The following is a 23,491-nucleotide window of genomic DNA, read 5'->3' as shown; positions in this document are numbered from 1 at the left end:
GGATTCAGGTCGGAAAGGAATCAGGGCCGGCGATCGGCCGGCCCTGCAGGTCAGGCAAACAAGCGCAGCGCGGCGACACTGCCCGGGGCAATCCCGCGGTCATCCATGCTGCCATAGATTGTTTTGAGCTGGTCGCGGATGCGGCCAAGGCCGACATCGGTCAGCAGGCGACGATTATCGTCCACCAGTTGGGCATCGAACTCCTGTGCCAGCAGACGGGCAAACTGAACGGCGCGGTCAAAGACCTCCACCCCGCCGGCGACACGCGGCACATCGAACAGCAGGCACAGCGCCGGGAAGCTGTTGTCGAGCAGGGTGTGCAGGGTGAACGGCATCTGGTCGGCCGCCATCAGCGAATAGAGGGTATTGCCGGAGTCGGCCAGATAGTGGAAGGCACCATCCGGCTCAAGCTGCATGCCGTTGGTTTCGGCAAAGCTGCGCAGCCGGGTGCCTTCGATGGCCTGGCGCGGCACGATATTGATGCCGATCAGCACATCCACGTCGGCACAGAAGCGGTCCAGCTCTCGGGCGGCGACCAGCTTTTGCTGGCGCTGAGGGAAGCTGGCTGCGGCGCTGTACTCGTCGGCAAAGCGCGTCACCTGCTGGCAGAAGCTCGCCAGTTCCTGCTCGGTCACGGCACCACCGCGATCCACCAGCTGCAGGCCAATATTGATCTGCTTGTAGCGGATGCCGGGCAGCACTTCGGCAGGTTTCCACAACCCCTTCTCGGTCCGTCCGATGATCTGGACGCGCTTGGCCACATTGAAGCGCGGCATGCTGACCAGTTCCAGCGGCTCGTGGAAAACCACTTCGCAGATGAAATCCAGCGAAGGATCGAGCATGGCCACCACCAGCGCCTGGTGGTCCGCCGCATCCAGCGACACCTCGGCCACCGGACTGGCGGGTGCCGGCTCGGTTTCCGCCTGGGCGTCCAGCGGCGGCACATCGACTTCGAACGGTTCCGGTTCCGGCAGATCAGCGCGTCCGGCATCAATCAGCACCGGCTCCAGGCGATCGGCACGGACACCGTCACGCACATTGTTCTTCGGGACGTTCAGCAAGGGATCGTCCTGCGTGCGCACGAAAGACTGGCGCATCCTGCGACGGAAGCGCCATTCCTGAATGACATTAAAACCGTATACCAGGCCGACTACCGACCCGCCCAACACCAGTAAACCTATTTGCAATTCGCTCATCAGCCAGTCCGCAAGGGCGAATAAATCCGTGGGTAGTATAACGAATCGCCGGTCAGGCGACACCTGTATAGCAGAGAATCATACGGGAAAGCCTGCCGATGCGGGGGTTCTCGCTCATTTTCAAGCTACCAGCATGCCACCACGGACAAGTGGAAGTCGATACATTCATCATCTATTTGTGCTAGAAATTCATGCACAAGCCACTTTACAATTAGTTCTAACACGAACTATATTCATCCATACAAAAACGGAGACACCATGAGTGCCACACCCCGGGAGCCCTTCTTGCCGGTGATCCGATTACTCGCTCAAACCTATCAGACCTTCGAGCAGTTCTCGGCGCATCACGTCCGGCAGATGGGACTGACACCGCCGCAATTCGACGTGGTTGCCACACTGGGCAATACCCGCGGCATGAGTTGCAAAGAGTTGTCCGAGAAGACGCTGATTACCAAGGGCACGCTGACCGGTGTCGTCGACCGTCTTTGCGACAAGGGCCTGGTACAGCGCACGACCATGGAACACGACCGCCGCAGCGTGTTTGTCGCGCTGACGGCCAAGGGGGAAGCCCTGTTCGAGCAGGCCTTCCCCGCCCATCTGGCGTATATGCAGCAGGCTTTTGCCGGTTTCAGCGGCCAGGATTATGAGCGTTGCGCAGCAGAACTGCTGCGCCTGAGAGAGGCCTTTGCCACGGCCATGAGCGAGGTACCCAATGAAATCTGCGATTAACGCCCGTTATGCCAAAAGCGCCGTCCTCCTGCACTGGCTGATGGCCTTTCTGATCATTGCCTGTTTTGCCGTCGGGCTGAAAATCTGGAGCCTGCCGCTGTCGCCCCTGCGCCTGAAGCTGATCCTCGGTCACAAGTCGACCGGCATCCTGATTCTGTCCCTGCTGGCACTGCGCGTGCTGGTCCGCCTGTTCAGCAAGGTGCCGCCGCTGCCGGATCACATGGGCCCGGGCGAGCAGCGCCTGGCCCACCTCGGTCATCTGGCACTGTATCTGCTGATGCTGGCGGTGCCGCTGTCCGGCTGGGCCATGAGTTCGGCCTTTGGCATTCCGGTCGTGGCATTCGGGGTGGTTCACCTGCCCGCCTTGTTGCCGGCGGATCAGGCACTTGGTGAACAACTGCAGCTCGTACACCGCGGCCTCAACCTGCTGCTGGCCCTGACGGTGATCGGCCATGTCCTGGTCGCCCTGAAACATCACTTTATCGACCGGGACGGCATGCTCAACCGCATGCGCCTCGGCGGTTCCTGACACCTGACAGAAGGAATTTGGCATGAAATGGTCTCTTGCTCCGTGGCTGTTGCTGATGAGCGGCCCACTGTTGGCCGTACCGCTCGATAGCGCCCAGAGTCGCATCGACTTCTCGCTGAAGCAGATGGATATCCCCATGCAGGGACAGTTCAAGCGTTTCAGCGGCGACATTGCCCTCGACCCGGCCCATGCGGCCCAGGGCAAGGCTGACCTGACCATCCAGGTGGCCAGCATCAGCCTGCCGACGGCAGACGCCACGGCGCAGGCCCAGAAACCAGAGTGGTTCGGTGTGGCACGATTCCCCACCGCACGCTTCGTCACCAGCAGCATCCGCCCGCTGGGCAACAACCGCTATCAGTTCAGCGGCAAGTTGACCATCAAGGGCATCACGCGCGACGTGTCGGCCCCCTTCACGCTGTCGCGCCAGGGGGCGCTCAATGTCGTGGACGGCACGCTGCCGGTGTCGCGTCTGGCGTTCAAGGTGGGCGAAGGTGAGTGGGCCGATACCGACACCGTCGCAGACCAGGTCAGCATCAAATTCCATGTTGCCTACCCAGGCAACAAATAACAGCCCTGCAAGGAGAAAACCGTGATGAAACCCCTGTTGTTGGCCAGCCTGCTGGCTGCGGCCAGTTCGTTGCCCCTGGCGGCACCGGTCAGCTATACCGTTGATTCCAGCCACACCTATGCCGCCTATGAAATCAATCACATGGGCTTTTCCAACCAGTCCGGTACCTTTACCAAGGTCGCCGGCAAGGTCGTGCTGGATGCGGCAGCCCACAGCGGTGCAGTCGATGTCACCATCGACACCAACTCGCTGCAAACCTTCTGGCCGGCACGCGACAAGCACCTGAAGAGCGAAGCGTTCTTCAATGTCGCCAAGTTCCCGACCATGAGCTACAAGGCCGACAAACTGGTCTTCGTGGGTGACAAGCTGAGCCGTGTGGATGGCAATCTGACCCTGCTGGGCGTGACCAAGCCGGTATCGCTGACCGTGACCAACTTCCACGGCGGCAAGGATATGGCCGGCAAGGATGCCTATGGCGCCAATGCCGTTGCCCAGATTAAGCGCAGCGACTTCGGCATGATGACCTACCTGCCGGCCATCGCCGACGACGTGACCCTGCACCTCACCATCGAAGCCCAGGCTCAGTGATTCAGCCTGAACGGCACAGTCATCCTCAACCGTGACGCAATCGGCACCCCGGCACGCTGTGCCGGGGTGTACGTCCCCCGCCGCAACAAATCCAGCGCCGCCTGATCCAGCTCCTCATCCCCACTGGAGCGAGTCAGCTTCACCGCGGTCACCCGACCGTCGGATGCCAGGGTCACTTGCACCTCAACCCGTCCCTCGGCACCACGCGACCGGGCCGACTCCGGATAAGGCGGATCCTGGGCATCGCCCAGATACCGGGCGGGCGTCACGCTGGCAGGCTGAACACTCCCCCCTGACGGTGCTGTCAACGCTCCCGCATTGTCCGCCTGTGTCGTCGCGGCCGGCGCCGGTGTTCTGGCACCGCCACGCTCGGCCTGGGCCGCCGCGGATGGCAAGGCGATCACCGCTGCCGGGGCAGGCGTGCTCACCGTATCAGCAGGATGATGAGCGCCCGGAGGCGCCGCCCTGGACTGGACCACCGGGCGTGAGGGATGAGGCCTGGCCGTGGTTGCCGCCCCGCCGCCATGGCCGGGAGCATTCAGCAACTCGACCTGCAGCGGTGCCGGCAAGGGTTGGCTGGCACGCAGCGGCAACAACAGCAGCAACACCAGCAGGTGCGCCAGCACGGACACAGCCAGGGCCAGACGCAAGGGATGACGACGCAGCATGGACATCAGCAACGCATGACCGCACCACGCCGGGTGTAGCACCACCAGGCAATCAGCGAGGCCAGCAGATAAAACAGGAAAAACAGGCCGAAAGCCGGTACGAAACTGTTGAACCAGCTCAGCGAACTGCCAAAAGACTTGGGAATGAAAAAGCCGCCGAACGCCGCCCCGACTGAACAGATGTTCATGGCCAGCGCGCCGTTGCGACCACCGCGGGTATAGGCCTGTGCCTCATCCTCGCCGCGCTCGGCCGCCTGCAGCATGGCTTCGTGCATGAAGACTTTGGGCGCCAGCTGGTAGGAGGAGCCATTGCCAATGCCGGCGGCAAAGAAAATCACCTGCACCATGCAAAGGAACAGCCAGAACGATCCGCCGCCATTGTCCCCAGGCAGGCTGAGCAGTACACCGACCGTCCCGGCGGCCATCAGCACATTGCTGAACAAAGTGGTAATCCCGCCGCCCAGATGATCCCCCAGCCAGCCGCCAAAGGGACGCACCAGCGCGCAGATCATCGGGCCGATGAACGCATAGGCCAGGGCGTTATGCAGCGGGAACATGGCATGCGACAGCAGGGGAAACGCTGCCGACAGGCCGAGAAAGGTGCCGTAGCTGCTCAAATACAGCAGACAGATCGCCCAGGTATGCGGATGCTTCATGGCACTGAGCTGATCGACCGGGGTCAGTCGCAGACGCGGCATATCGTGGGCGTAGAGCAGACAGATGATGGCCATCAGGGCAATCAGCGGCGTCCAGCAATAGCCGGCATTTTGCAGCCAGACGGCATGCACGTCGCCCCCCTGCCCCCAGATCTGCGGCTCGCCGCCGGTCCAGCCAAACAGATTGACCGAGATCAGCACGGCCACCACCAGTTGCGAGACCGAGACACCGAGATTACCCAGGCCGGCATTGATACCCATGGCAAAGCCTTTGGCCGCCTTGGGAAAAAAGAAACTGATGTTCGGCAGATGCGAGGCCGAGGCCCCGCCGCCAATACCGCAGCAGGCGGCAATCAGCAGCAGCATGGGAAACGGCGTGGCGATGTCCTGCACCACATGGGCCACGCCCAGCGCCGGAATCAGCAGGAACAGGGTCGATAGGGCCATCCAGGTCCCGCCCCCCACCCAGCTCCACGCCCAGGAATAGGCAATGCGCATCAGGGCCCCGACCAGACCGGGGATCGAAACCAGGAGGAACTCTTGCTGACGGGTCAACAGAAAACCGACGGCCGGCAGGTTGACGACCACCATGCTCCACATCATCCAGATATTGAAATTGAGATGAAGCGAGCAGGTAGACAGCAACAAGTTACGGTTGGCAATGCGTCGACCGTGCGTCAGCCAGAAAATCCTGTTTTCCGGTTGCCAACGCTGGATGCGAATGGTCATCGCGAACAGCTCGGTGGATAGAAGATCAGCATTATATATTTATTGTACGTCATCGATGAACCTCAGGCGCTCTCGCGCATCTGCAGCGCCTGGACAATATCCACCGCCACCACGCGGCTGACCCCCTTCTCCTGCATGGTCACCCCCACCAGTTGCTCGGCCATTTCCATGGTCAGGCGATTGTGCGAGATATAGAGGAACTGGGTGCGCTCGGCCATTTTCTTCACCAGATCGCAGAAGCGGCTGGTATTGGCATCGTCCAGCGGGGCATCCACCTCGTCCAGCAGGCAGAAAGGGGCCGGATTGAGGCTGAACAGCGAGAACACCAGGCTCATCGCCGTCAGGGCTTTCTCGCCACCGGACAACAAATGGATGGTACTGTTTTTCTTGCCCGGAGGCTGGGCAATGATCTGCACCCCGGCGTCGAGCAAGTCCTCGCCGGTCAGGGTGAGCTCGGCACGACCACCGCCGAACAGCGTCGGGAAAAACTCGCTCATCTTGGCATTCACCGCATCGAAGGTGCTCTGCAGAATGGCCCGCGATTCGGCATCGATTTTCTGGATGGCACTCTCCAGGGTGGCAATCGCCTGCAACAGGTCATCGGCCTGTGCGCCCAGATACTCGCCGCGCAACCGGGCCTGCTCCAGCTCTTCCAGCGCGGCGAGATTCACGGCGCCCAGTCCTTCCATGGCGCGAGCCAGGCGGGCGATTTCCGCCGCCAGCGCATTGGGTTTCACCCCGGCACCGAGATCGGCCAGCAGCGCCGCCTCATCGGCTGCCGCCTCTTTCAGCTCCTCGCTGTAGCGCTCCATGGCGATGCGCGCTTCCTGATGGGCCAGCAGGGCAGACTGACGGGCCTCGCGCAAGGCGGGCAGAGCCTGATTGATCTCGTGCTGCTGAGCGGCCAGGGCACGCATGCGCTCAGCCAGACCATTGAGCTGGTCACGGGCGGCTGCCAGCTCGCCATCCGCCTGCTCGCGCTCGGCGAGCAGCAGTTGCAGAGACGCCTGGCCATCATCCTCCAGCAGCGATTCCGCCTCTTCGGCCAGGGCTTCGAGTCGTTCCGCCAGCAGGGCATCGCGCTCGCCGCGCTCCTCATCGCGACGGGTCAGTTCGGCAACCTGCTGCTCGGCGGCCTGCAGGCGCAGACGAATGTCATGCATCTGGCGCTCGGCCTGCTGCGACTGCTCGCGCGCGGCGGCCAGCGTGGACTGGGTCCGGGCACGAGCCGCCCGGGCCTGAGTCATCTGCTCATCCAGCGTCTCCAGCTCGAGCGCCACGCTTTCGATCACTTCGGCCGCTTCCAGCATCTGTGCCTGCGCCAGCGCCAACTCTTCTTGCAGCTGGGCCTCCTCGCTCAGAATGGCCATGCGGCGGGCACTGCCCTGACGGGCAGCCTGATCCAGCCGCACATGCGCCACCGTGGCGGCATTGAGCTCGCCGTCCAGCCGGGTGACGGCCCCTTTCTGACCACGAATGGCTTCGGCCAGCATGTTCATCTGACTCACCAGGCTGTCACGCCGCGATTGCAAGGCCGCCACTTCGGGGCTCAGCGCCGCGACGCGGCTGACCGCCTCGTCCAGACGCGCCTTCTGCGCCATCAGACCATCGTCTGCGGTGTCCCCATGGAACTGCACACTATGGCGATCCACACGGTGTCCCTGCGGGGTCAGCAGACATTCTCCCGTCGCCAGCTGCGGGCGCAAGGCCAGTGCCTGCTGCAAGTCCTCGGCCAGATAGACCCCGGCCAGCCAGTCGTCCAGCGCCGCCGCGAACGGCGCACCGGCCTGCACGCGGTCGCGCAATGCAGGCAGAGACCTCGCCACCACCGCGGGGGCTGAGGCCGGTGCCTCATCGATCAGCACCAGGGCGGCCGGTGGCGGCTGCGCGGGCAACATGCCATGGCGTGCCGTCAGGCGTTCGGCCAGCACCGCTTCCAGCGCACTGCGCCAGGTTTCCTCCACTTGCAGTGCCTGCCACAGCTGCGGAGCCTGCTGCAGCCCCTGTTCGGCCAGCCAGTCCGTCAGTGCACCGGCATCCTGCTGGCGCGACAACAGCGCGCTCAGCGCCGAGACCTCGGCCTCGGCCCGTGCCAGCTCGCCCCGCAGCCGGTGCAAGCTTTCATCCAGCTTTTCGCGCTCGCTGGCCAGATCAGCCTGCTTGGCCTCATCACGCACCACGCGTTGCTGCACCGAGGCCAGCGCCTCGCGCGCGTCGTCGACCACTCGCTGCGCTTCATCCAGCGCGCTTTGGCTGGGAAGATTCAAGGCAATCTGCTCTTGCTGCAGCGCCTTGAGACGATCATTTTTTTGCTGCAGGGACTGCTGCAGGTGCTGGATATGCTGACTGGCCAGATCACGCTGACGCAAGCGCTCGCCATGCTGTTCGCTCAGACGACTCTGCAGGGCCTCGTGACCGGCATGCTCAGCCTCGACGTCCGGCAGCTGGGCCCGGTCGTCTTCCAGCCGCAGCATGGCCTCTTCCAGCTGCATCTGCAGCTCTTCACGCTGTGCCAGCCACTCGCTGCGCTGATCCGCAATGCCTGACTGCTCATCCGCCAGCATGGCGCGGTCATTGCGAGCCCGCGCCAGATCGCGCTCGATGCGGGCACGGGTTTCCTGACGATGGCGTTGTTGTTCTTCCAGTCGCGCCAGCTGGGCATTGGTTTCAAAGACCTGATGTTGTGCCGCCTGGACCCGGTCACCGGCACTGAAGTGGCTGTCGCGCACGGTTTCCAGCTCGGCATCCAGGGCGGAGAGCGCCTGCGACAAGCGAGCCTCTTCGCTCTCCAGCCGCGCCAGTTCTGCGCGGGCATGGGCTTCGTCGCGGGCAGCTTCCTCGCGCCGGGCCAGCGCCAGCAGATTCTGCTTGTGCGTCAGGGCGGCACGCAGATCATGGTATTGCGCGGCCACGGCGGCCTGTTCGGTCAGTCGCTCGACCTGGCGTTCCAGCTCCAGACGCAGGTCGTCGACACGGGACAGATTGTCTCGGGTATCCGCCAGGCGGTTTTCGGTTTCGCGGCGCCGGTCCTTGTAGCGCGACACGCCGGCCGCCTCCTCCAGATAGACGCGCAGCTCTTCCGGCCGGGCTTCGATGATGCGCGAGATCATGCCCTGCTCGATCACCGCATATCCCCGTGCCCCCACGCCGGTACCGAGAAACAGGTCGGTGATGTCGCGCCGGCGCACCACCTGATTGTTGATCAGATAGCTGGACTCACCCTGGCGGGTCAGCACGCGCTTGATGGCGATTTCGGCGTACTGGCCCCAGGGGCCGGCCATCTGGCCGTCGGCATTGTCGAAGACCAGCTCGACCGAGGCACGCGAAACCGGCTTGCGGGTGGTGGATCCGTTGAAAATCACGTCCTGCATCGACTCGCCACGCAACTGCTTGGCGGAGGACTCACCCAACACCCAGCGTACGGCATCGATCACATTGGATTTGCCGCAGCCATTCGGCCCGATCACCGCCACCAGCTGGCCGGGAACCGGGATGGAGGTCGGATCGACAAATGATTTGAATCCGGATAGCTTTATATGCGTAAGCCGCACCACACCCTCGCTTGCGAGACGCTCGAAACCGACAGTTTAACAAGGCTTGTCACGGCGTGCCGAACGCGATCCCGTCCCCACCGGGTACGGCAAGCGTCTTTATGTGCCGCCTGTGCCATAATGCAAAAATGAAATCGTTATCGCTCGCCAATCAGTTTCTCATCGCCATGCCCAACATGGCCGACCCGCTCTTTGCCCGCGCGCTGGTCTACCTGTGCGAGCACGGTGAGCACGGGGCCATGGGGCTGATCATCAACAAACCCTCCGGCATTGCGCTCGCCCAGCTGTTCGACCAGATCGACCTGTCGATCGAGCCGGGCCCGATCGCCGCCACCCAGGTGCTGTTCGGCGGGCCGGTTCAGCCAGACCGCGGCTTCGTGCTGCACAGTCCGATCAGCGACTGGCAGTCCAGCCTGAAGGTGACCGACGACATCATGCTGACCACCTCCAAGGATGTGCTGATCGCGGTATCCGAACAAAAGGGGCCCGAGCACATTCTGGTCACGCTCGGCTATGCCGGCTGGTCAGGCGGACAGCTGGAAGAGGAAATCGCCAGCAACGCCTGGCTGACCGTGCAAAGCGACCCGCAGATCATCTTCGATCTGCCGGCGGAAGAACGCTACGACGCCGCCATGGCCCTGCTGGGGTTTGATCCGTCCCTGCTGTCCGGGGATGTCGGTCATGCCTGAGGGATCCGCACTGGCATTTGATTTCGGCGAACGCCGTATCGGGGTCGCCACCGGCGAAGCGCTGGTCGGCATTGCCCACCCCCTTTGTACCATCGACACCGAAAGCAATGACGAGCGCTTTGCGCGCATTGCCGCCCTGATCGCCGAATGGCAGCCGCAATCGCTGGTGGTCGGGCTGCCGACTCACGCCGACGGCACCGAACACGACATGACAAGACTGGCTCGCCGCTTCGCCAACCGGCTCAAGGGGCGCTTTGCCCTGCCGGTATGGCTGGTGGACGAGCGTCACACCTCGCTGCTGGCCGAATCGCTGCTGCGTGAGGCCGGCCTGCGCGGCCGCAAGCAAAAACCCGTGCTGGACCAGGTCGCGGCGCAAGCCATCCTGCAAACCTGGTTCGAGCAGCCGGGCGAGCAGGTCTGAGCCCGGCCGGGTTTACTCGGCCGCCGACTTGCCCTGTCTTTCCTTCTCGCGCGCGGCCTTGTCCACCAGGCGCTGCGCTTCGCGCTCCCGCGCCACTTTGAGCCAGACCACCCACTCTTCCGGGCGCTCCAGGGTAATACGGCCGGTCGAACCAGCCCGGAAATCGGTCAACACCACCTCGGCAGCCTTCTGGATATTGACCCGTCCGCCGCCCAGCATGGCCCCGCGCTTGCGCCCGATGGCCTCAAGCACATCCACGTCCTGCAGCCCTTCCAGACTGTCGAGCTTGTAGCGCTGGCAAAGGGCATCCGGGTAACGGCGCATCAGATAGCCCAACAGAACCAGGCTGACCTCTTCCTCGTCCATGGCATTGCGACCGATGGCACCGCTGGCGGCCAGGTTGTAGCCCCCCTCCTCGACCAGGATTTTCGGCCACAGCATCCCCGGGGTGTCGAACAGCTCGAAGTCATCGGCCAGCAGGATACGCTGCTGTGACTTGGTGATGCCCGGCTCATTGCCGGTCTTGGCGACACGGCGCCCGGTCATGGTGTTGATCAGCGTGGATTTACCCACGTTCGGGATGCCGCAGATCAGCACCCGCAGCGGCTTGTCCAGCCCGCCGCGATGAGGGACCAGATCACGACAGGCGGTAATCAGTTTCTGCGTCGGCGCGCGGTCACCGGCATCCAGGGCCAGAGCGCGGGTATTGGGCTGACCGTTGTAATGATCCAGCCACAGCCTGGTCACCTGAGGGTCGGCCAGATCCTGCTTGTTGAGGATCTTCAGTGCCCGCTTGTTGCGCGTCAGCTGCGCCAGCATCGGATTGGCACTGGATGCCGGCAGACGGGCATCGAGCAGCTCGATGACCACATCGATATCCTGTACGCGCTCGGCAATTGCCTTGCGCGCCTTGTTCATGTGGCCGGGAAACCATTGAATTGCCATGCTTAACGCTTTCTTAGAGGATCCAAAAGAGACATCAGCCCGTTATGCTGGAGCTCAAACACCAGCTGCAACAGACGACCGATCTCTCCCGGCGGAAATCCCTCACGTGAAAACCAGGACAGATAATGAAGCGGCAAATCGGCAATCAGCCGTCCTTTGTACTTGCCGTAAGGCATCTGGCGCGTGACCAGCAGCATCAGGTCATCGTTTTGCATCGTGAAATATCTCGGCAGGGATGCGCATTGTGCCAAAAACGGCACAACTAAGCCATGAAAACGCTTTGTTTACAGCAATTTGTTGGATTGTCGGTGACATCTCCAGGCCTGGCCATGCTTTTGACATGGCTCAAGGGGATGTCGTTTGACTGACGACAAGGGCGGGTCAAAACCGGTAGCATCGGCGCCAGTCACAATCATGGCCCCGGACATCCCTCCCGGCAGGCTTGCATATTGTTGGCCATCCGGGTTTTCCCGGATTTGACGGCTCGCGCAGAGCGCTGGGGGCATTCCGCAAGGGTGCCCCGTTTTTATGGCCTAGGCCGCCAGGCCCCCAGCAACAGGGCAAAACGCTTCTGACAACGCTGGCGCAAGGCTCGCGCCTGAGGCGAGCCGGCAGCTGACGCCACCACCCCCTCCCCCTCGTCAACGGACAAGGGACTCCAGCCATGCAGCACCATCGGCGCCGTCGGCAACTGGGGAGACGTATTCAAGACCGGCAGCAGGCCCGTTGCCACGGGCAAACCATGGGCAGCGAGCCGGCGCAACCTGAGATTGGCCTCGTCGAACATGGCCATCTGGGCCAGCGTGATCTCGACATGCGACAACCCCAGCAAAAACGCCCGGGCGCACAGCCAGTCGGCCTCATCGGCGAAATGCGTCGGGGAGCGTGCGGCATGGCGATCGGCCCGCCGTGCGGCCAGCAGCATGGCCAGCGCACGGATTTCCGGCAGAGAAGACTCCATCACACACTGACCGGCCCCCTGCTGACGCAGCCGCTCGATCTGCGGTGCCAGCTGGGCATAAGGGCGCCAGACCGAAGAGAAAGCCTGTACATCGGTCACCAGCGTGACCGGCCGGAGCATCACCAGATGCCCGGAGTCTGTCTGTTCGGTCGCAACCTGTCGGTCGCCGGTCAATTCTTCCATGATGGGGATCCCCTTGTTCGACCGCTGGCCGGGGAGATCATCTGTATCGTCACTAGGTGAAAAAACAAATGCCGCCCGGTTCGCGGCGGCATTTGTCGTGATCATTCTGCAATAACTTCAGAACAGACAGACCCCTTGGCGCCGCGCGTCAGTGCGGTACCAATACCAATAACGGTTCAGGGAGAATGTCTGTTGGCTCATGGTGAGTATGCTGACCCGCCGTCAGAAGTAAGTCAAGCCTCTTTTCATCACTTCTGACGACAGGTCTTCCGGAATTACATATTCGGATAGTTGGGACCGCCGCCGCCCTCCGGCACGCTCCAGACGATGTTCTGCGTCGGATCCTTGATGTCACAGGTCTTGCAGTGCACACAGTTCTGCGCATTGATCTGCAGCCGCGGACCACTGCCCTCCTGCACGATCTCATAGACCCCGGCCGGACAATAGCGGGTTTCCGGCGCAGCATACTTTGCCAGATTGATGTCAATCGGCACCGAAGGGTCCTTCAGCCGCAAGTGAATCGGCTGATCCTCACTGTGATTGGTACTGGACAGAAAAACCGACGACAGGCGATCGAAGGTCAGCACGCCATCCGGTTTCGGATAGCTGATCGGCTCGACACTGTCGGCGGTCTGCAGACACTCGCTGTCCTTGTGGGTGTGATGCAGCGTCCAGGGCGCCTTGCCGCGGAACAGCCAGGTATCGATGGCCGAATAGATCATGCCGGCCCACAGCCCGTAGCGGAAGGAAGGACGAATATTGCGCACGCGATAGAGCTCGTCATACAGCCAGCTCTGGCGGTAACGCTGTGTATAGCCCTGCACCTCGGCCCCTTCGGTCTCGGGCTGCTGCGACAGCTGCTCGAAGACGCCCTCGGCGGCCAGCATGCCGGACTTCATGGCCGCATGCGAACCCTTGATCTTCGGTACATTGAGGAAGCCGGCGGTATCGCCGATCAGCGCGCCCCCCGGGAAAGTCAGCCTGGGCTGGGACTGAATCCCGCCCTCGTACAGCGCACGTGCCCCGTAAGCAATGCGGCGCCCCCCCTCAAAGACGCCACGGATCGCCGGATGGGTCTTGAAGCGCTGGAATTCTTCGTAGGGAGACAGATAGGGGTTGGCATAATCCAGACCGATGACAAACCCCACCGCCACCAGATTGTCTTCCAGGTGATAGAGGAAGGAGCCGCCATAGGTGCTGTTGTCCAGCGGCCAGCCGATGGTATGGGTAATCATGCCCGGCTGATGCAGTTCGGGCTTGACCTCCCACAGCTCCTTGATGCCGATGCCGTAAGTCTGGACATCGCTGTCGGCATCCAGCTTGAAACGTGCCAGCAAGGTCTTGGTCAGCGAGCCTCGACAGCCCTCGGCGAACAGCGTCTGCTTGGCCCAAAGCTCCATGCCCGGCTGCCAGGCATCCGTCTTCTCGCCATCGCGGCCAATGCCCATGTCGCCGGTCGCCACCCCCTTGACCGAGCCATCGGCGTGGTAGAGCACCTCGGCCGCGGCAAAGCCCGGGTAGATTTCGACGCCCAGTTCTTCGGCCTGGGTCGCCAGCCAGCGACAGAAATTGCCCAGGCTGACGATGTAGTTGCCTTCGTTGTGCATCTGCGGCGGGGTCGGCAGCTGCACCGACTCGGTCTGCGTCAGCAGCAGAAAGCGGTCCTCACGCGCCGGCGTGTTCAGCGGCGCGCCCTTTTCCCGCCAGTCAGGGATCAGCTCATTGAGCGCGCGCGGTTCGATGATGGCACCGGACATGATATGCGCACCGACTTCCGAGCCTTTTTCCAGCACACAGACGCTGATTTCCCGACCCGCCTCGGCGGCCAGTTGCTTGAGACGAATCGCGGCGGCCAGCCCGGACGGACCGGCGCCGACAATCACCACGTCATACTGCATCGATTCGCGTTCCACCGTTTCTCCTTTGCGCTTTGCGCTCTAATACACGCAATAATGCAATGAACCCACCACGTTCGTCAAAAATCAAACAAACGTTTAAATGGAGCCTTTGCCTCTGAGTTGTGCGATGGAAACAGCGTCATAACCCAGTTCGCTCAAAATGGCATCGGTATGTTCCCCCAACTTCGGCGGAACGCGGGTATAGCTGACGGGCGTGCCCGAGAGCTTGATCGGACAGCCGACCATGGGCACATCCTGTCCCCGTTCATCACGCAGATGAATCTCCAGACCACGGTGTTTCAGCTGGGGATCGGCAAAGGCCTCATCGATGGTATTGATCGGCCCGCCCGGTACGCCGATACGATCGAGGTCGGCCAGCCAGGCGTCTCGCCCGCGCCGGGCGAACTCGGCCGCCAGCAGCGGGATCAGCACATCGCGATGCCTGACCCGTTGCGGGTTACTGGCAAAGCGTTCATCGCTCGCCCACTCTGCATGACCGAGCAGCTGGCACAGCGCGGCAAACTGGCGATCATTGCCGCAGGCCAGGATGAAATGCCCGCCGTCACCACAGGCAAACACCTGATACGGCACGATGTTGGCGTGCGCATTGCCCAGCCGCGGCGGCACCTTGCCGCCGACCAGCCAGTTTGAATTGACGTTGGCCAGCATGGCAACGGCACAGTCGAACAGCGCCATGTCGATATACTGGCCCTGCCCGCTGCGCTCGCGCGCCAGCAGCGCCGCCGTCACGGCATTGGCGGCATACAAGCCGGTAAAGACATCAGTGACGGCGACGCCCACCTTGTGGGGCTCACCATCGGCGGGACCGGTAATGCTCATCAGCCCCGACATGCCCTGCAGAATGTAGTCATAGCCCGGCAGTTCGCTATAGGGTCCATCCTGACCAAACCCGGTGATCGAGCAATACACCAGCCGCGGATTCAGCTGCGACAGACTGGCGTAATCCAGACCATATTTGGCCAGCCCGCCGACCTTGTAGTTTTCCAGCAGCACATCGGCATCGCAGGCCAGGCGCCGGACGATCTCCTGACCTTCTGCCGTGGCGATATCCACCGTCAGCGAACGTTTGCCGCGATTGGTACAGAGAAAATACGCCGCCGTACCATCCTCCAGCGCCGGCGGCGCCCACTGCCGCGTGTCGTCGCCCGTGCCGGGACGTTCAATCTTGATGACATCGGCCCCCAGATCGGCCAGCAACTGGCCTGCCCACGGGCCGGCCAGCACGCGCGACAAATCCAGCACCTTGATCCCTTCCAGTGCGCCTGCCATGGTCATCTCCCGCTCAGCCGAAAGCCTGGATACCCGTCTGGGCACGCCCCAGAATCAGCGCATGCACATCGTGCGTCCCCTCATAGGTATTGACCGCCTCGAGGTTCATCACATGGCGGATGACGTGGAACTCATCGGCAATGCCGTTGCCACCGTGCATGTCGCGCGCCACGCGGGCGATGTCCAGCGCCTTGCCACAGTTATTGCGCTTGATCAGCGAGATCATTTCCGGTGCCGCCCGACCTTCGTCGAGCAGTCGGCCGACCCGCAATGCCGCCTGCAGCCCGAGGCTGATTTCCGTCTGCATATTGGCCAGCTTGAGCTGGACCAATTGGGTCGCCGCCAGCGGACGGCCAAACTGCTGACGGTCCAGCGTGTACTGACGGGCGGCATGCCAGCAGAACTCAGCCGCCCCCATGCTGCCCCAGGCAATGCCATAACGTGCCTTGTTCAGACAGCCAAACGGCCCCTTCAGCCCCTTCACCCCCGGCAGCAGGGCATCCTCCGGTACCAGCACGTCATCCATGACGATTTCCCCGGTGATCGAGGCACGCAGGCTGAACTTGCCGTGAATCTTCGGCATCGACAGCCCCTTCATGCCACGCTCGAGAATAAAGCCGCGGATCTCGCCTTCATCATCCTTGGCCCAGACCACACAGACATCGGCAATCGGGCTGTTGGTAATCCACATCTTGCTGCCCTTGAGCACATAGCCACCCTCGACCTTGCGCGCCCGGGTCTTCATGCTGCCCGGATCCGAGCCGGCATCCGGCTCGGTCAGACCGAAGCAGCCGACCAGCTCACCCGTGGCCAGCCGCGGCAAATACTTATCCTTCTGCGCCTCGCTGCCGTAAGCCCAGATCGGATGCATCACCAGCGAAGACTGCACACTCATGGCCGAACGGTAGCCGGAATCCACCCGCTCCACCTCGCGCGCCACCAGGCCATAGGCCACATGCGACAGACCGGCACAGCCATAGCCATCGATGGTGCAGCCCAGCAGGCCCAGCTCACCCATCTCCGACATAATCTCCCGGTCAAAGCGCTCCTCGCGATTGGCCGTCAGCACACGCGGCATCAGTTGATCCTGGCAGTAGGCGCGCGCCGTATCGAGCACCATGCGCTCGTCATCGGTCAGTTGCTCATTCAGCAGCAAGGCATCGTCCCAGGCAAAGGCCGGACGCTGGGTGGATTGGGCCATCTGGATTCTCCTTTTGTTCTGCATTGCAGAATTATGTTTTACTGTGCAAAATAAGCCTAGCAACCCCCACATGGACTTGTAAAGCGATTTATGTCAAATCAAAGGCTTGTCGAAGCATCCGACTACGACCCGGCGCAGGATCGCCACTTTGTCACCGCGCTGGCACGAGGGCTGGAAGTGCTCGCGGCCTTCCGCCCGGGCGAAGGAACACTGTCCAATCAGCAACTGGCTGCGCGCACCGGCCTGCCCAAATCGACGGTGTCGCGCCTCAGCTACACGCTGACGCGGCTCGGCTATCTGGCCCAGGATGCCGAACAGGGCGGCTACCGCCCGGGGCTGGCCGCCATCTCGCTGGCCGGCAGCCTGCTGGGCAGCTTCGACATTCGCCGTGTCATGGCGCCCCTGCTGCGCGACTTCTCGCTCTCGCATACCATCTCGGCCAGTCTCGGCCTGCTGGATGGCACCGATATCGTCTATCTGGAAACCTGCCGCAGCCAGGCACGCGTCTCGGTGCAACTGAGCGTGGGTTCGCGCGTGCCGCTGGCCACCACCGCCATCGGGCGGGCCTGCTACGCCGGCCTGCCGTCGTCAGAACAGCTGCGGCTCAACACGCTGCTGGCCAGCCGCTACGGCGAGGAATGGCCATCCCATGCAGCCCGCTTGCAGGCAGCCTGCGCACAGTACCAGCAACAAGGGTTTTGTTCGTCATTCGGAGAGTTCGAGCCGGATGTGATGGCAGTCGGTGTCGCCCTGCCGCCACTGGGGCCGGGGCAAGGCGCCATGTGCCTGAATGCCAGTGGCCCGGCCTTTGCCTTCACACCGCAGGACATGGCCGGGCGCATCGGCCCGGCACTCTTGGCGTTGCGCGACCAGATCCTGCCGCGCACAACGGGATGAGGGAGATCAGGCGGTCTGGATGTACTGCACCAGCTGATCAATAAAGAATTGCTGCTCGGCGATGGTGGCACGCACCAGGTCGCCAATCGACAGCATGCCGACCACCAGATCGTCCTCCAGCACCGGCAGGTGGCGAATATGGCGCTCGGTCATGAGCGCCATGCACTCCTGCAGGGTATTTTCCGGCTTCACATAAACCACGCGGCTGGTCATGATTTCGCGCACCGGCGTCGTCACCGAAGTACGGCCCTGCAACACGATGCGGCGGGCATAGTCGCGCTCGGAAAAAATGCCCACCACATCGCCCATCTCCATCACCAGCACCGCGCCGACATCCTGATCGGCCATCACCTGAAGCGCCTGATAGACCGTTGAATCGGGGCTGACCGTGATCAGCGAGCGATGCGATTTCTCATTGAGCAGCTGTCGTACCGTATGCATGTCATCCCCCATTGTTGTCGTGATTACACGGGTCGTGACATCACTATAGATCAATGAGAACGAATGTCATTATGCATGGATCATGGTGCCAAGAGGACTGTCGGTCAGCAGCTCCAGCAACAAGGCATGCGGCACCCGGCCATCAATGATATGCACGGCCCCCACCCCGCTGCTGGCCGCTTCCAGCGCCGAACTGACCTTGGGAATCATCCCCCCGTACAGCGTCCCGTCGGCCATCAGCGCCTGAATGCGCGCCCCGGACAGCGTGGTCAGCAAAGCCCCCTGCTTGTCCAGCACACCCGGGGTATTGGTCAGCAGCATCAACTTCTCTGCCTGCAGGCTCTGCGCCAGACTGCCCGCCACCAGATCGGCATTGATATTGTAGGCCTCGCCCCGCTCACCGACACCGATCGGGGCAATCACCGGAATGAAACCGGAACGGGCCAGGAGATCGATCAGCGTCGGGTCGATGGCACTGACCTCCCCCACCTGCCCGATATCCACCGGCTGGCCCTGCTCGTCCTGCAAGGTCAGCTTGTGGGCGCGGATGCAATGGCCATCCTTGCCAGTCAGCCCCACCGCCCGCCCCCCGTGCTGATTGATCAGCGAGACAATCTCCTTGTTGACCTGCCCGCCCAGCACCATTTCCACCACGCTCATGGTCTCGGCATCGGTGACCCGCATCCCCTGGACAAACTCACCCTGCTTGCCGACGCGCGCCAGCATGTCATTAATCTGCGGCCCGCCCCCGTGCACCACCACCGGATTCAGACCCAGCTGGCGCAGCAAGACCACATCCCGGGCGAAATCCGCCTTGAGAGCATCATCTGTCATGGCGTTGCCACCGTACTTGACCACGATGGTCTTGCCCGCCAGCTGGCGGATGAACGGCATGGCTTCGGCCAGCACCCCAGCCTTCTCTGCAGCTTGAATCGTCACGCGTTGCTCCTTTATTTCTTATCTTCCTGTCATCTTACCGGCTTGCCGGCACTTGTGCTGCCCTTATGCCTAATCTGCTCGCTGCGCGGTACAATCCTTGCCTTGTCCCCCACCAGCCTGACTGGCGAACTGCGCCAGCCGGGCCACAGAACCGGATCGCACCGTGAACAGACCCGTCCCCATCCTGGCCGCCATCCTGCTGTCGGGCAGCCTGGCGGCGACAGCTCAGGCGTTCGACCTGCTGCAAGCCTGGCAGGCAGCCCGTCAATATGACAGCGGCTATGCGGCGGCAGGCGCCAACTGGCGCGCCGGCCAGGCACAGGGCGACCAGGGCCGAGCCCTGTTGCTGCCCCAGCTCAGCCTGAGCGGCAACTACAGCCAGAACAAGCCAATCCACGCCGCCACCGCGGGCGGCAGCGAGCCTGGCGGCGTCACCCACGGCTACGGCGTCAACCTGACCCAGCCATTATTCGACGCGGCCAGACTGGCCAATTACCGCAAGGGCCAGATCAATCAGGCCCAGGCCGGGAGCACCTACGACAGCGCCGGCCAGCAACTGATGGTTGACGTCGCGGCGGCCTACTTCAGCGTGTTGCAGGCACAGGACAATCTGGCCGCCACCGAAATCGCCAAGCGCGCTTATGCCAGCCAGCTGGCCCAGGCAAAAACCGAATTCGACATCGGTACAGCCACCATTACCGATACCAACGAGGCACAAGCCGGCTACGATGGTGCAGTCGCCGATGAGATTCAGGCCCAGAGCGACCTGGAGCTCAACAGCAATACCCTGGCACGCCTGACCGGACTGCGGCCGCAAGAAATCCGCCCCCTGGCCGACAGTTTCCCGCTGCAGCGGCCGCAACCGGACAGTCTGGAGGACTGGCTGGCCATGGCCCAGCGCAACAGTCCGAAAATCATCAGCAAGCAGCAGGCGCTGGAACTGGCCGAACAGACACTGGCTGAAAAACGCGCCGGACACCTGCCCGTGGTACAGCTGACCGCCGGCTACCAGGACAACATCACCAACGACCCGGCCAGCACCCTCGGCGGTCAGGCCCGCACCCGCGGCAGCACGATCGGCATCAATATCACCGTGCCGCTGTATTCGGGCGGCGGCATCCGCGCCCAGGTCAGCGAAGCGGTCGCCCTGCGCGACAGCGCCCGCGACGAGCTGGAAAACACCCGCCGGCTGGTACGCGAAGAGGTCCGCCGCGCCTGGCTCGGCGTCACCAACGGCATTGCCGCCATCCGCGCCCAGCAGCAACGCCTGCGCTCAACCAAAAGCAAGCTCGATTCGACCCAGCTGGGCCGCGAAGTGGGGATCCGCACCAATCTCGACCTGCTCAAGGCCCAGCAAGACTACAGCACAGTCCTGAAAGACCTGGCCAGCGCCCGCTATCGCTATCTGAATGCCCGCCTGCAGCTGGCGCAAGCCGCCGGTACACTGGATGAAACCATGCTGGCCGACGTCAACCAGGCACTGCAACACAGCGCCCGCTGATCATGCTGCTGCCATGCAGCATGTGCTTGGCGCGCAACACGTGTTTAATTTATTCATCCCTCTGTAGCTTTTTGCTAAACGGGTTATTAGAATCAGATAATCCATTACAGGGCACTGCCTACAGAGGAGAACCAGATGTCGGATTTGCTGAAGCGCAAGGCGCAGGCTACCCCGCGCGGAGTCGGGGTCATGTGCGATTTCTTTATCGATCATGCCAAAAATGCCGAACTGTGGACCACGGAAGGCAAGCGCTACATCGACTTCGCCGGCGGTATCGGCGTACTGAACACCGGCCATCTGCATCCCAAGGTGCAGGCTGCCGTCAGCAAGCAGCTGCAACAGTTCAGCCACACCTGCTATCAGGTGGTGCCCTACGAGTCCTATATCTCGCTGGCAGAAAAAATCAATCAGCGCGCACCGGGTGCCGGCGCCAAGAAAACCGCCTTCTTCACCACCGGTGCCGAAGCCGTTGAAAACGCCGTCAAGATCGCCCGAGCCGCGACCGGCCGTCCGGCCGTGATTGCCTTCGGTGGCGCCTTCCATGGCCGCACCCTGCTGGGCATGGCATTGACCGGCAAGGTCGTTCCCTACAAGGTCGGCTTTGGCCCGTTCCCGTCCGACATCTATCACGCCCCCTATCCGAACGCCCTGCATGGCGTCAGCGTGGATGATGCCCTGGCCGGCGTTGAGAAACTGTTCAAGTACGACGTCGATCCGGCCCGCGTGGCCGCCATCATCTTCGAACCGGTTCAGGGCGAGGGGGGGTTCTACCCGGCACCGGCCGACTTCGTACAACGCCTGCGCAGCCTCTGTGACCAGCACGGCATCCTGCTGATTGCCGATGAAGTCCAGGCAGGCTTTGCCCGCACCGGCAAGCTGTTTGCCATGGAACATTACGGCGTCAGCGCCGACCTGACCACCCTGGCCAAGAGCCTGGCCGGCGGATTCCCGCTGGCGGCCGTGGTCGGTCGCGCCGAACTGATGGATGCACCGGCACCTGGCGGCCTGGGCGGTACCTATGCCGGCAACCCGCTGGCCCTGGCCGCAGCCGAAGCCGTCCTGGAAGTCATCGAAGAAGAAAACCTGGTGGCACGTTCGGCCCAGCTGGGCGCCCTGCTGCAGGAAAAGCTGCGCAGCCTGAAACAGGCGGTACCGCAGATTGCCGACGTGCGCGGCCTGGGAGGCATGGTAGCGGTCGAGTTCATGAAACCGGGCACCCACGAGGCCGATGTCGACTTCACCAAGAAGGTACAGGCCGAAGCGCTGAAGCGCGGCCTGATCCTGCTGACCTGCGGGACTTATGCCAACGTGGTGCGCTTCCTGTTCCCGCTGACCATTGAAGACACCGTATTCAATGAAGCACTCGGCATTCTCGAACAAGCACTCAAGGCCTGACAGGGAGTCATCGCATGCTGAATCTGAAAGATCCGAGCCTGCTGCGCCAGCAGTGCTATATCAATGGCGAATGGCAGGATGCCGATAACGGCGCCACCATCGAAGTGACCAATCCGGCAACCGGCGAACGCCTCGCCACGGTGCCGAAAATGGGCAAATGCGAAGCGGAACGCGCCGTTGCGGCGGCAGAAAAAGCTTTCCCGCTGTGGAAGAAAAAGACCGCCAAAGAACGCGCGGCCATCCTGCGCCGCTGGTATGACCTGATGATGGCCAACCAGGAAGACCTGGCCACCATCCTGACCGCCGAGCAGGGCAAACCGCTGGCCGAAGCCAAAGGCGAGATCGCCTATGGCGCCTCCTATATCGAGTGGTATGCCGAAGAAGCCAAGCGCGTCTATGGCGACACCATTCCGACCAGCCAGGGCGACAAACGCATCCTGGTACTCAAGGAACCGATCGGCGTCACCGCGGCCATCACACCGTGGAACTTCCCCAATGCCATGATCACCCGCAAGGCAGCACCGGCACTCGCCGCCGGCTGCCCGATGGTGGTCCGCCCGGCCAGCCAGACCCCGCTGTCCGCCCTGGCCATCGCCGTCCTGGCCGAACGCGCCGGTATCCCGGCCGGCGTCTTCTCGGTACTGACCGGCGGATCGAGCGAAATCGGCGGCGTGCTGACCGGTGCCGACGCGGTGCGCAAATTCAGCTTCACCGGCTCGACGGAAGTGGGCCGCAAGTTGATTGCCCAGTGCGCAGAAACCGTCAAGAAAGTCTCGATGGAATTGGGCGGCAATGCGCCCTTCATCGTCTTCGATGATGCCGACCTGGATGCGGCAGTCGAAGGGGCCATGATTTCCAAATACCGCAATGCCGGCCAGACCTGCGTTTGCGCCAACCGTATCTACGTGCAGGATGCTGTACACGATGCCTTCGTCGAGAAATTTGTCGCCGCCGTCGCCAAGCTGAATGTCGGCAATGGCCTGGAGGCAGGCGTGAACCAGGGACCGCTGATCGACGACAAGGCGATCAGCAAAGTGGAAGAGCATGTCGCCGATGCCCTCGGCAAGGGCGGACGTCTGGTGCTGGGCGGCAAACGCCATGCACTGGGAGGCAACTTCTTCGAGCCGACCGTGGTGACCGGCGTGACAAGCGAAATGAAGGTGGCGCGCGAAGAAACCTTCGGACCGCTGGCACCGATCTTCCGCTTCAAGACCGAGGAAGAAGCCATCCAACTGGCCAATGATACGGAGTTCGGGCTGGCCAGCTACTTCTACTCGCGAGATCTGGGCCGCATCTTCCGTGTCGGCGAAGGACTCGAGTATGGCATGGTCGCCGTCAACACCGGCATCCTCTCCAACGAAACCGCACCGTTTGGCGGCGTCAAACAGTCCGGACTGGGCCGAGAGGGATCGAAATACGGCATCGAGGATTATCTGGAAATCAAATACCTGTGTCTCGGCGGCATTGACCGCTAAAGACAAAAAAGCCGGCGCAAGCCGGCTTTTCTTCTTTGGAC

The 23,491-nt window shown here is 62.5% G+C and carries 22 protein-coding genes; 10 read left to right on the top strand and 12 right to left on the bottom strand.

The features are described 5' to 3' along the window. Positions 1-50: 50 nt before the first annotated feature. Positions 51-1,196 (bottom strand): cell division protein ZipA C-terminal FtsZ-binding domain-containing protein, encoded by a 1,146-nt coding sequence (locus JNO51_RS02135; RefSeq protein WP_215780809.1) that lies wholly within the window; start codon positions 1,194-1,196, stop codon positions 51-53. Positions 1,197-1,454: 258 nt separating this feature from the next. On the opposite strand from JNO51_RS02135, the gene JNO51_RS02130 reads away from it, so the two are divergent. From JNO51_RS02130 to JNO51_RS02115, 4 genes are read left to right on the top strand one after another with little or no spacing between them, the layout of a single operon-like run. Next, positions 1,455-1,925 carry a MarR family winged helix-turn-helix transcriptional regulator gene (locus JNO51_RS02130; protein ID WP_215780807.1) on the top strand — a complete coding sequence of 157 codons (471 nt, stop codon included), beginning with the start codon at positions 1,455-1,457 and terminating at the stop codon, positions 1,923-1,925. Further along, complete coding sequence (locus JNO51_RS02125) at positions 1,909-2,454, top strand: cytochrome b (RefSeq protein WP_215780804.1); 546 nt, start codon at positions 1,909-1,911, stop codon at positions 2,452-2,454. The genes JNO51_RS02130 and JNO51_RS02125 overlap by 17 nt, the downstream gene beginning before the upstream one ends. A 22-nt stretch (positions 2,455-2,476) precedes the next feature. Further along, entirely contained in the window at positions 2,477-3,022 is a 546-nt protein-coding gene (locus JNO51_RS02120) for a YceI family protein (protein WP_215780802.1), read from the top strand. A gap of 24 nt (positions 3,023-3,046) precedes the next feature. Continuing rightward, positions 3,047-3,610: a YceI family protein gene (locus tag JNO51_RS02115; RefSeq protein ID WP_252346220.1), complete on the top strand. Its 564-nt coding sequence runs from the start codon at positions 3,047-3,049 to the stop codon at positions 3,608-3,610. On the opposite strand, the gene JNO51_RS02110 is transcribed toward JNO51_RS02115, so the two are convergent. From JNO51_RS02110 to smc, 3 genes are all read right to left on the bottom strand, one after another. Then, on the bottom strand, positions 3,604-4,284 hold the full coding sequence (locus tag JNO51_RS02110) for an energy transducer TonB (RefSeq protein ID WP_215780798.1): 681 nt from the start codon (positions 4,282-4,284) through the stop codon (positions 3,604-3,606). The genes JNO51_RS02115 and JNO51_RS02110 overlap by 7 nt on opposite strands. After that, positions 4,284-5,663: an MFS transporter gene (locus JNO51_RS02105; RefSeq protein WP_215780795.1), complete on the bottom strand. Its 1,380-nt coding sequence runs from the start codon at positions 5,661-5,663 to the stop codon at positions 4,284-4,286. The genes JNO51_RS02110 and JNO51_RS02105 overlap by 1 nt, the downstream gene beginning before the upstream one ends. 62 nt (positions 5,664-5,725) lie before the next feature. After that, the gene (smc, locus tag JNO51_RS02100; RefSeq protein ID WP_215780793.1) at positions 5,726-9,214 is read right to left on the bottom strand and encodes a chromosome segregation protein SMC; all 3,489 of its coding nucleotides are present in this window, start codon (positions 9,212-9,214) and stop codon (positions 5,726-5,728) included. 128 nt (positions 9,215-9,342) lie between these two features. On the opposite strand from smc, the gene JNO51_RS02095 reads away from it, so the two are divergent. Together JNO51_RS02095 and ruvX are read left to right on the top strand one after the other, a co-directional pair. Continuing rightward, positions 9,343-9,903, top strand: a complete 561-nt coding sequence (locus tag JNO51_RS02095) for a YqgE/AlgH family protein (protein ID WP_215780790.1) — start codon at positions 9,343-9,345, stop codon at positions 9,901-9,903. Next, positions 9,887-10,324, top strand: coding sequence for a Holliday junction resolvase RuvX (ruvX, locus tag JNO51_RS02090; RefSeq protein WP_215780786.1), 438 nt, complete (start codon positions 9,887-9,889; stop codon positions 10,322-10,324). The genes JNO51_RS02095 and ruvX overlap by 17 nt, the downstream gene beginning before the upstream one ends. A gap of 12 nt (positions 10,325-10,336) precedes the next feature. Here the strand turns inward: ruvX and ylqF are convergent, their stop codons facing one another. From ylqF to JNO51_RS02060, 6 genes are all read right to left on the bottom strand, one after another. Beyond that, a complete protein-coding gene (gene ylqF / locus JNO51_RS02085; RefSeq protein ID WP_215780784.1) occupies positions 10,337-11,269 on the bottom strand; it encodes a ribosome biogenesis GTPase YlqF in 933 nt (310 codons plus the stop codon). A gap of 2 nt (positions 11,270-11,271) precedes the next feature. Continuing rightward, complete coding sequence (locus JNO51_RS02080) at positions 11,272-11,484, bottom strand: DUF3820 family protein (RefSeq protein WP_215780781.1); 213 nt, start codon at positions 11,482-11,484, stop codon at positions 11,272-11,274. Positions 11,485-11,795: 311 nt separating this feature from the next. Further along, positions 11,796-12,413: a hypothetical protein gene (locus JNO51_RS02075; protein WP_215780778.1), complete on the bottom strand. Its 618-nt coding sequence runs from the start codon at positions 12,411-12,413 to the stop codon at positions 11,796-11,798. Positions 12,414-12,688: 275 nt separating this feature from the next. Then, complete coding sequence (locus JNO51_RS02070) at positions 12,689-14,311, bottom strand: electron transfer flavoprotein-ubiquinone oxidoreductase (protein WP_215782637.1); 1,623 nt, start codon at positions 14,309-14,311, stop codon at positions 12,689-12,691. Between the two features lie 96 nt (positions 14,312-14,407). Further along, entirely contained in the window at positions 14,408-15,601 is a 1,194-nt protein-coding gene (locus JNO51_RS02065; RefSeq protein ID WP_215780776.1) for a CaiB/BaiF CoA-transferase family protein, read from the bottom strand. 13 nt (positions 15,602-15,614) lie between these two features. Then, on the bottom strand, positions 15,615-16,802 hold the full coding sequence (locus tag JNO51_RS02060; RefSeq protein WP_215780774.1) for an acyl-CoA dehydrogenase: 1,188 nt from the start codon (positions 16,800-16,802) through the stop codon (positions 15,615-15,617). Between the two features lie 90 nt (positions 16,803-16,892). On the opposite strand from JNO51_RS02060, the gene JNO51_RS02055 reads away from it, so the two are divergent. Continuing rightward, a complete protein-coding gene (locus JNO51_RS02055) occupies positions 16,893-17,699 on the top strand; it encodes an IclR family transcriptional regulator (protein WP_215780772.1) in 807 nt (268 codons plus the stop codon). Between the two features lie 6 nt (positions 17,700-17,705). Here the strand turns inward: JNO51_RS02055 and JNO51_RS02050 are convergent, their stop codons facing one another. Next, a complete protein-coding gene (locus tag JNO51_RS02050; RefSeq protein WP_215780770.1) occupies positions 17,706-18,140 on the bottom strand; it encodes a CBS domain-containing protein in 435 nt (144 codons plus the stop codon). A gap of 69 nt (positions 18,141-18,209) precedes the next feature. Continuing rightward, positions 18,210-19,079, bottom strand: a complete 870-nt coding sequence (argB, locus tag JNO51_RS02045) for an acetylglutamate kinase (protein WP_252346159.1) — start codon at positions 19,077-19,079, stop codon at positions 18,210-18,212. Positions 19,080-19,242: 163 nt separating this feature from the next. On the opposite strand from argB, the gene JNO51_RS02040 reads away from it, so the two are divergent. The 3 genes from JNO51_RS02040 to gabD all read left to right on the top strand — a co-directional run bounded on the left by JNO51_RS02040 (position 19,243) and on the right by gabD (position 23,450). After that, positions 19,243-20,580, top strand: coding sequence for a TolC family outer membrane protein (locus JNO51_RS02040; RefSeq protein ID WP_215780767.1), 1,338 nt, complete (start codon positions 19,243-19,245; stop codon positions 20,578-20,580). A gap of 135 nt (positions 20,581-20,715) precedes the next feature. Next, positions 20,716-21,975: a 4-aminobutyrate--2-oxoglutarate transaminase gene (gabT, locus tag JNO51_RS02035; protein WP_215780765.1), complete on the top strand. Its 1,260-nt coding sequence runs from the start codon at positions 20,716-20,718 to the stop codon at positions 21,973-21,975. 14 nt (positions 21,976-21,989) lie between these two features. Beyond that, positions 21,990-23,450: an NADP-dependent succinate-semialdehyde dehydrogenase gene (gabD, locus tag JNO51_RS02030; RefSeq protein ID WP_252346158.1), complete on the top strand. Its 1,461-nt coding sequence runs from the start codon at positions 21,990-21,992 to the stop codon at positions 23,448-23,450. The last annotated feature ends 41 nt before the right edge of the window (positions 23,451-23,491 follow it).

The sequence above is a fragment of the Paludibacterium sp. B53371 genome, assembly GCF_018802765.1.
In the GTDB taxonomy this organism is placed as follows: Bacteria; Pseudomonadota; Gammaproteobacteria; order Burkholderiales; family Chromobacteriaceae; genus Paludibacterium.
Note: the sequence above shows the minus strand (reverse complement) of the source record. Positions and strands in the feature narration are given on the sequence as shown.

Bases quoted from the DNA above. Each gene is read 5' to 3' on its own strand.
- JNO51_RS02110 (WP_215780798.1), bottom strand. From the start codon at position 4,284: ATGTCCATGCTGCGTCGTCATCCCTTGCGTCTGGCCCTGGCTGTGTCC.
- JNO51_RS02125 (WP_215780804.1), top strand. From the start codon at position 1,909: ATGAAATCTGCGATTAACGCCCGTTATGCCAAAAGCGCCGTCCTCCTG.
- JNO51_RS02075 (WP_215780778.1), bottom strand. From the start codon at position 12,413: ATGGAAGAATTGACCGGCGACCGACAGGTTGCGACCGAACAGACAGAC.
- JNO51_RS02095 (WP_215780790.1), top strand. From the start codon at position 9,343: ATGAAATCGTTATCGCTCGCCAATCAGTTTCTCATCGCCATGCCCAAC.
- ylqF (WP_215780784.1), bottom strand. From the start codon at position 11,269: ATGGCAATTCAATGGTTTCCCGGCCACATGAACAAGGCGCGCAAGGCA.
- JNO51_RS02065 (WP_215780776.1), bottom strand. From the start codon at position 15,601: ATGGCAGGCGCACTGGAAGGGATCAAGGTGCTGGATTTGTCGCGCGTG.
- JNO51_RS02135 (WP_215780809.1), bottom strand. From the start codon at position 1,196: ATGAGCGAATTGCAAATAGGTTTACTGGTGTTGGGCGGGTCGGTAGTC.
- JNO51_RS02115 (WP_252346220.1), top strand. From the start codon at position 3,047: ATGAAACCCCTGTTGTTGGCCAGCCTGCTGGCTGCGGCCAGTTCGTTG.
- JNO51_RS02055 (WP_215780772.1), top strand. From the start codon at position 16,893: ATGTCAAATCAAAGGCTTGTCGAAGCATCCGACTACGACCCGGCGCAG.
- JNO51_RS02120 (WP_215780802.1), top strand. From the start codon at position 2,477: ATGAAATGGTCTCTTGCTCCGTGGCTGTTGCTGATGAGCGGCCCACTG.
- gabD (WP_252346158.1), top strand. From the start codon at position 21,990: ATGCTGAATCTGAAAGATCCGAGCCTGCTGCGCCAGCAGTGCTATATC.
- JNO51_RS02060 (WP_215780774.1), bottom strand. From the start codon at position 16,802: ATGGCCCAATCCACCCAGCGTCCGGCCTTTGCCTGGGACGATGCCTTG.
- JNO51_RS02080 (WP_215780781.1), bottom strand. From the start codon at position 11,484: ATGCAAAACGATGACCTGATGCTGCTGGTCACGCGCCAGATGCCTTAC.
- JNO51_RS02105 (WP_215780795.1), bottom strand. From the start codon at position 5,663: ATGACCATTCGCATCCAGCGTTGGCAACCGGAAAACAGGATTTTCTGG.
- JNO51_RS02070 (WP_215782637.1), bottom strand. From the start codon at position 14,311: ATGCAGTATGACGTGGTGATTGTCGGCGCCGGTCCGTCCGGGCTGGCC.
- JNO51_RS02130 (WP_215780807.1), top strand. From the start codon at position 1,455: ATGAGTGCCACACCCCGGGAGCCCTTCTTGCCGGTGATCCGATTACTC.
- JNO51_RS02050 (WP_215780770.1), bottom strand. From the start codon at position 18,140: ATGCATACGGTACGACAGCTGCTCAATGAGAAATCGCATCGCTCGCTG.
- gabT (WP_215780765.1), top strand. From the start codon at position 20,716: ATGTCGGATTTGCTGAAGCGCAAGGCGCAGGCTACCCCGCGCGGAGTC.
- ruvX (WP_215780786.1), top strand. From the start codon at position 9,887: ATGTCGGTCATGCCTGAGGGATCCGCACTGGCATTTGATTTCGGCGAA.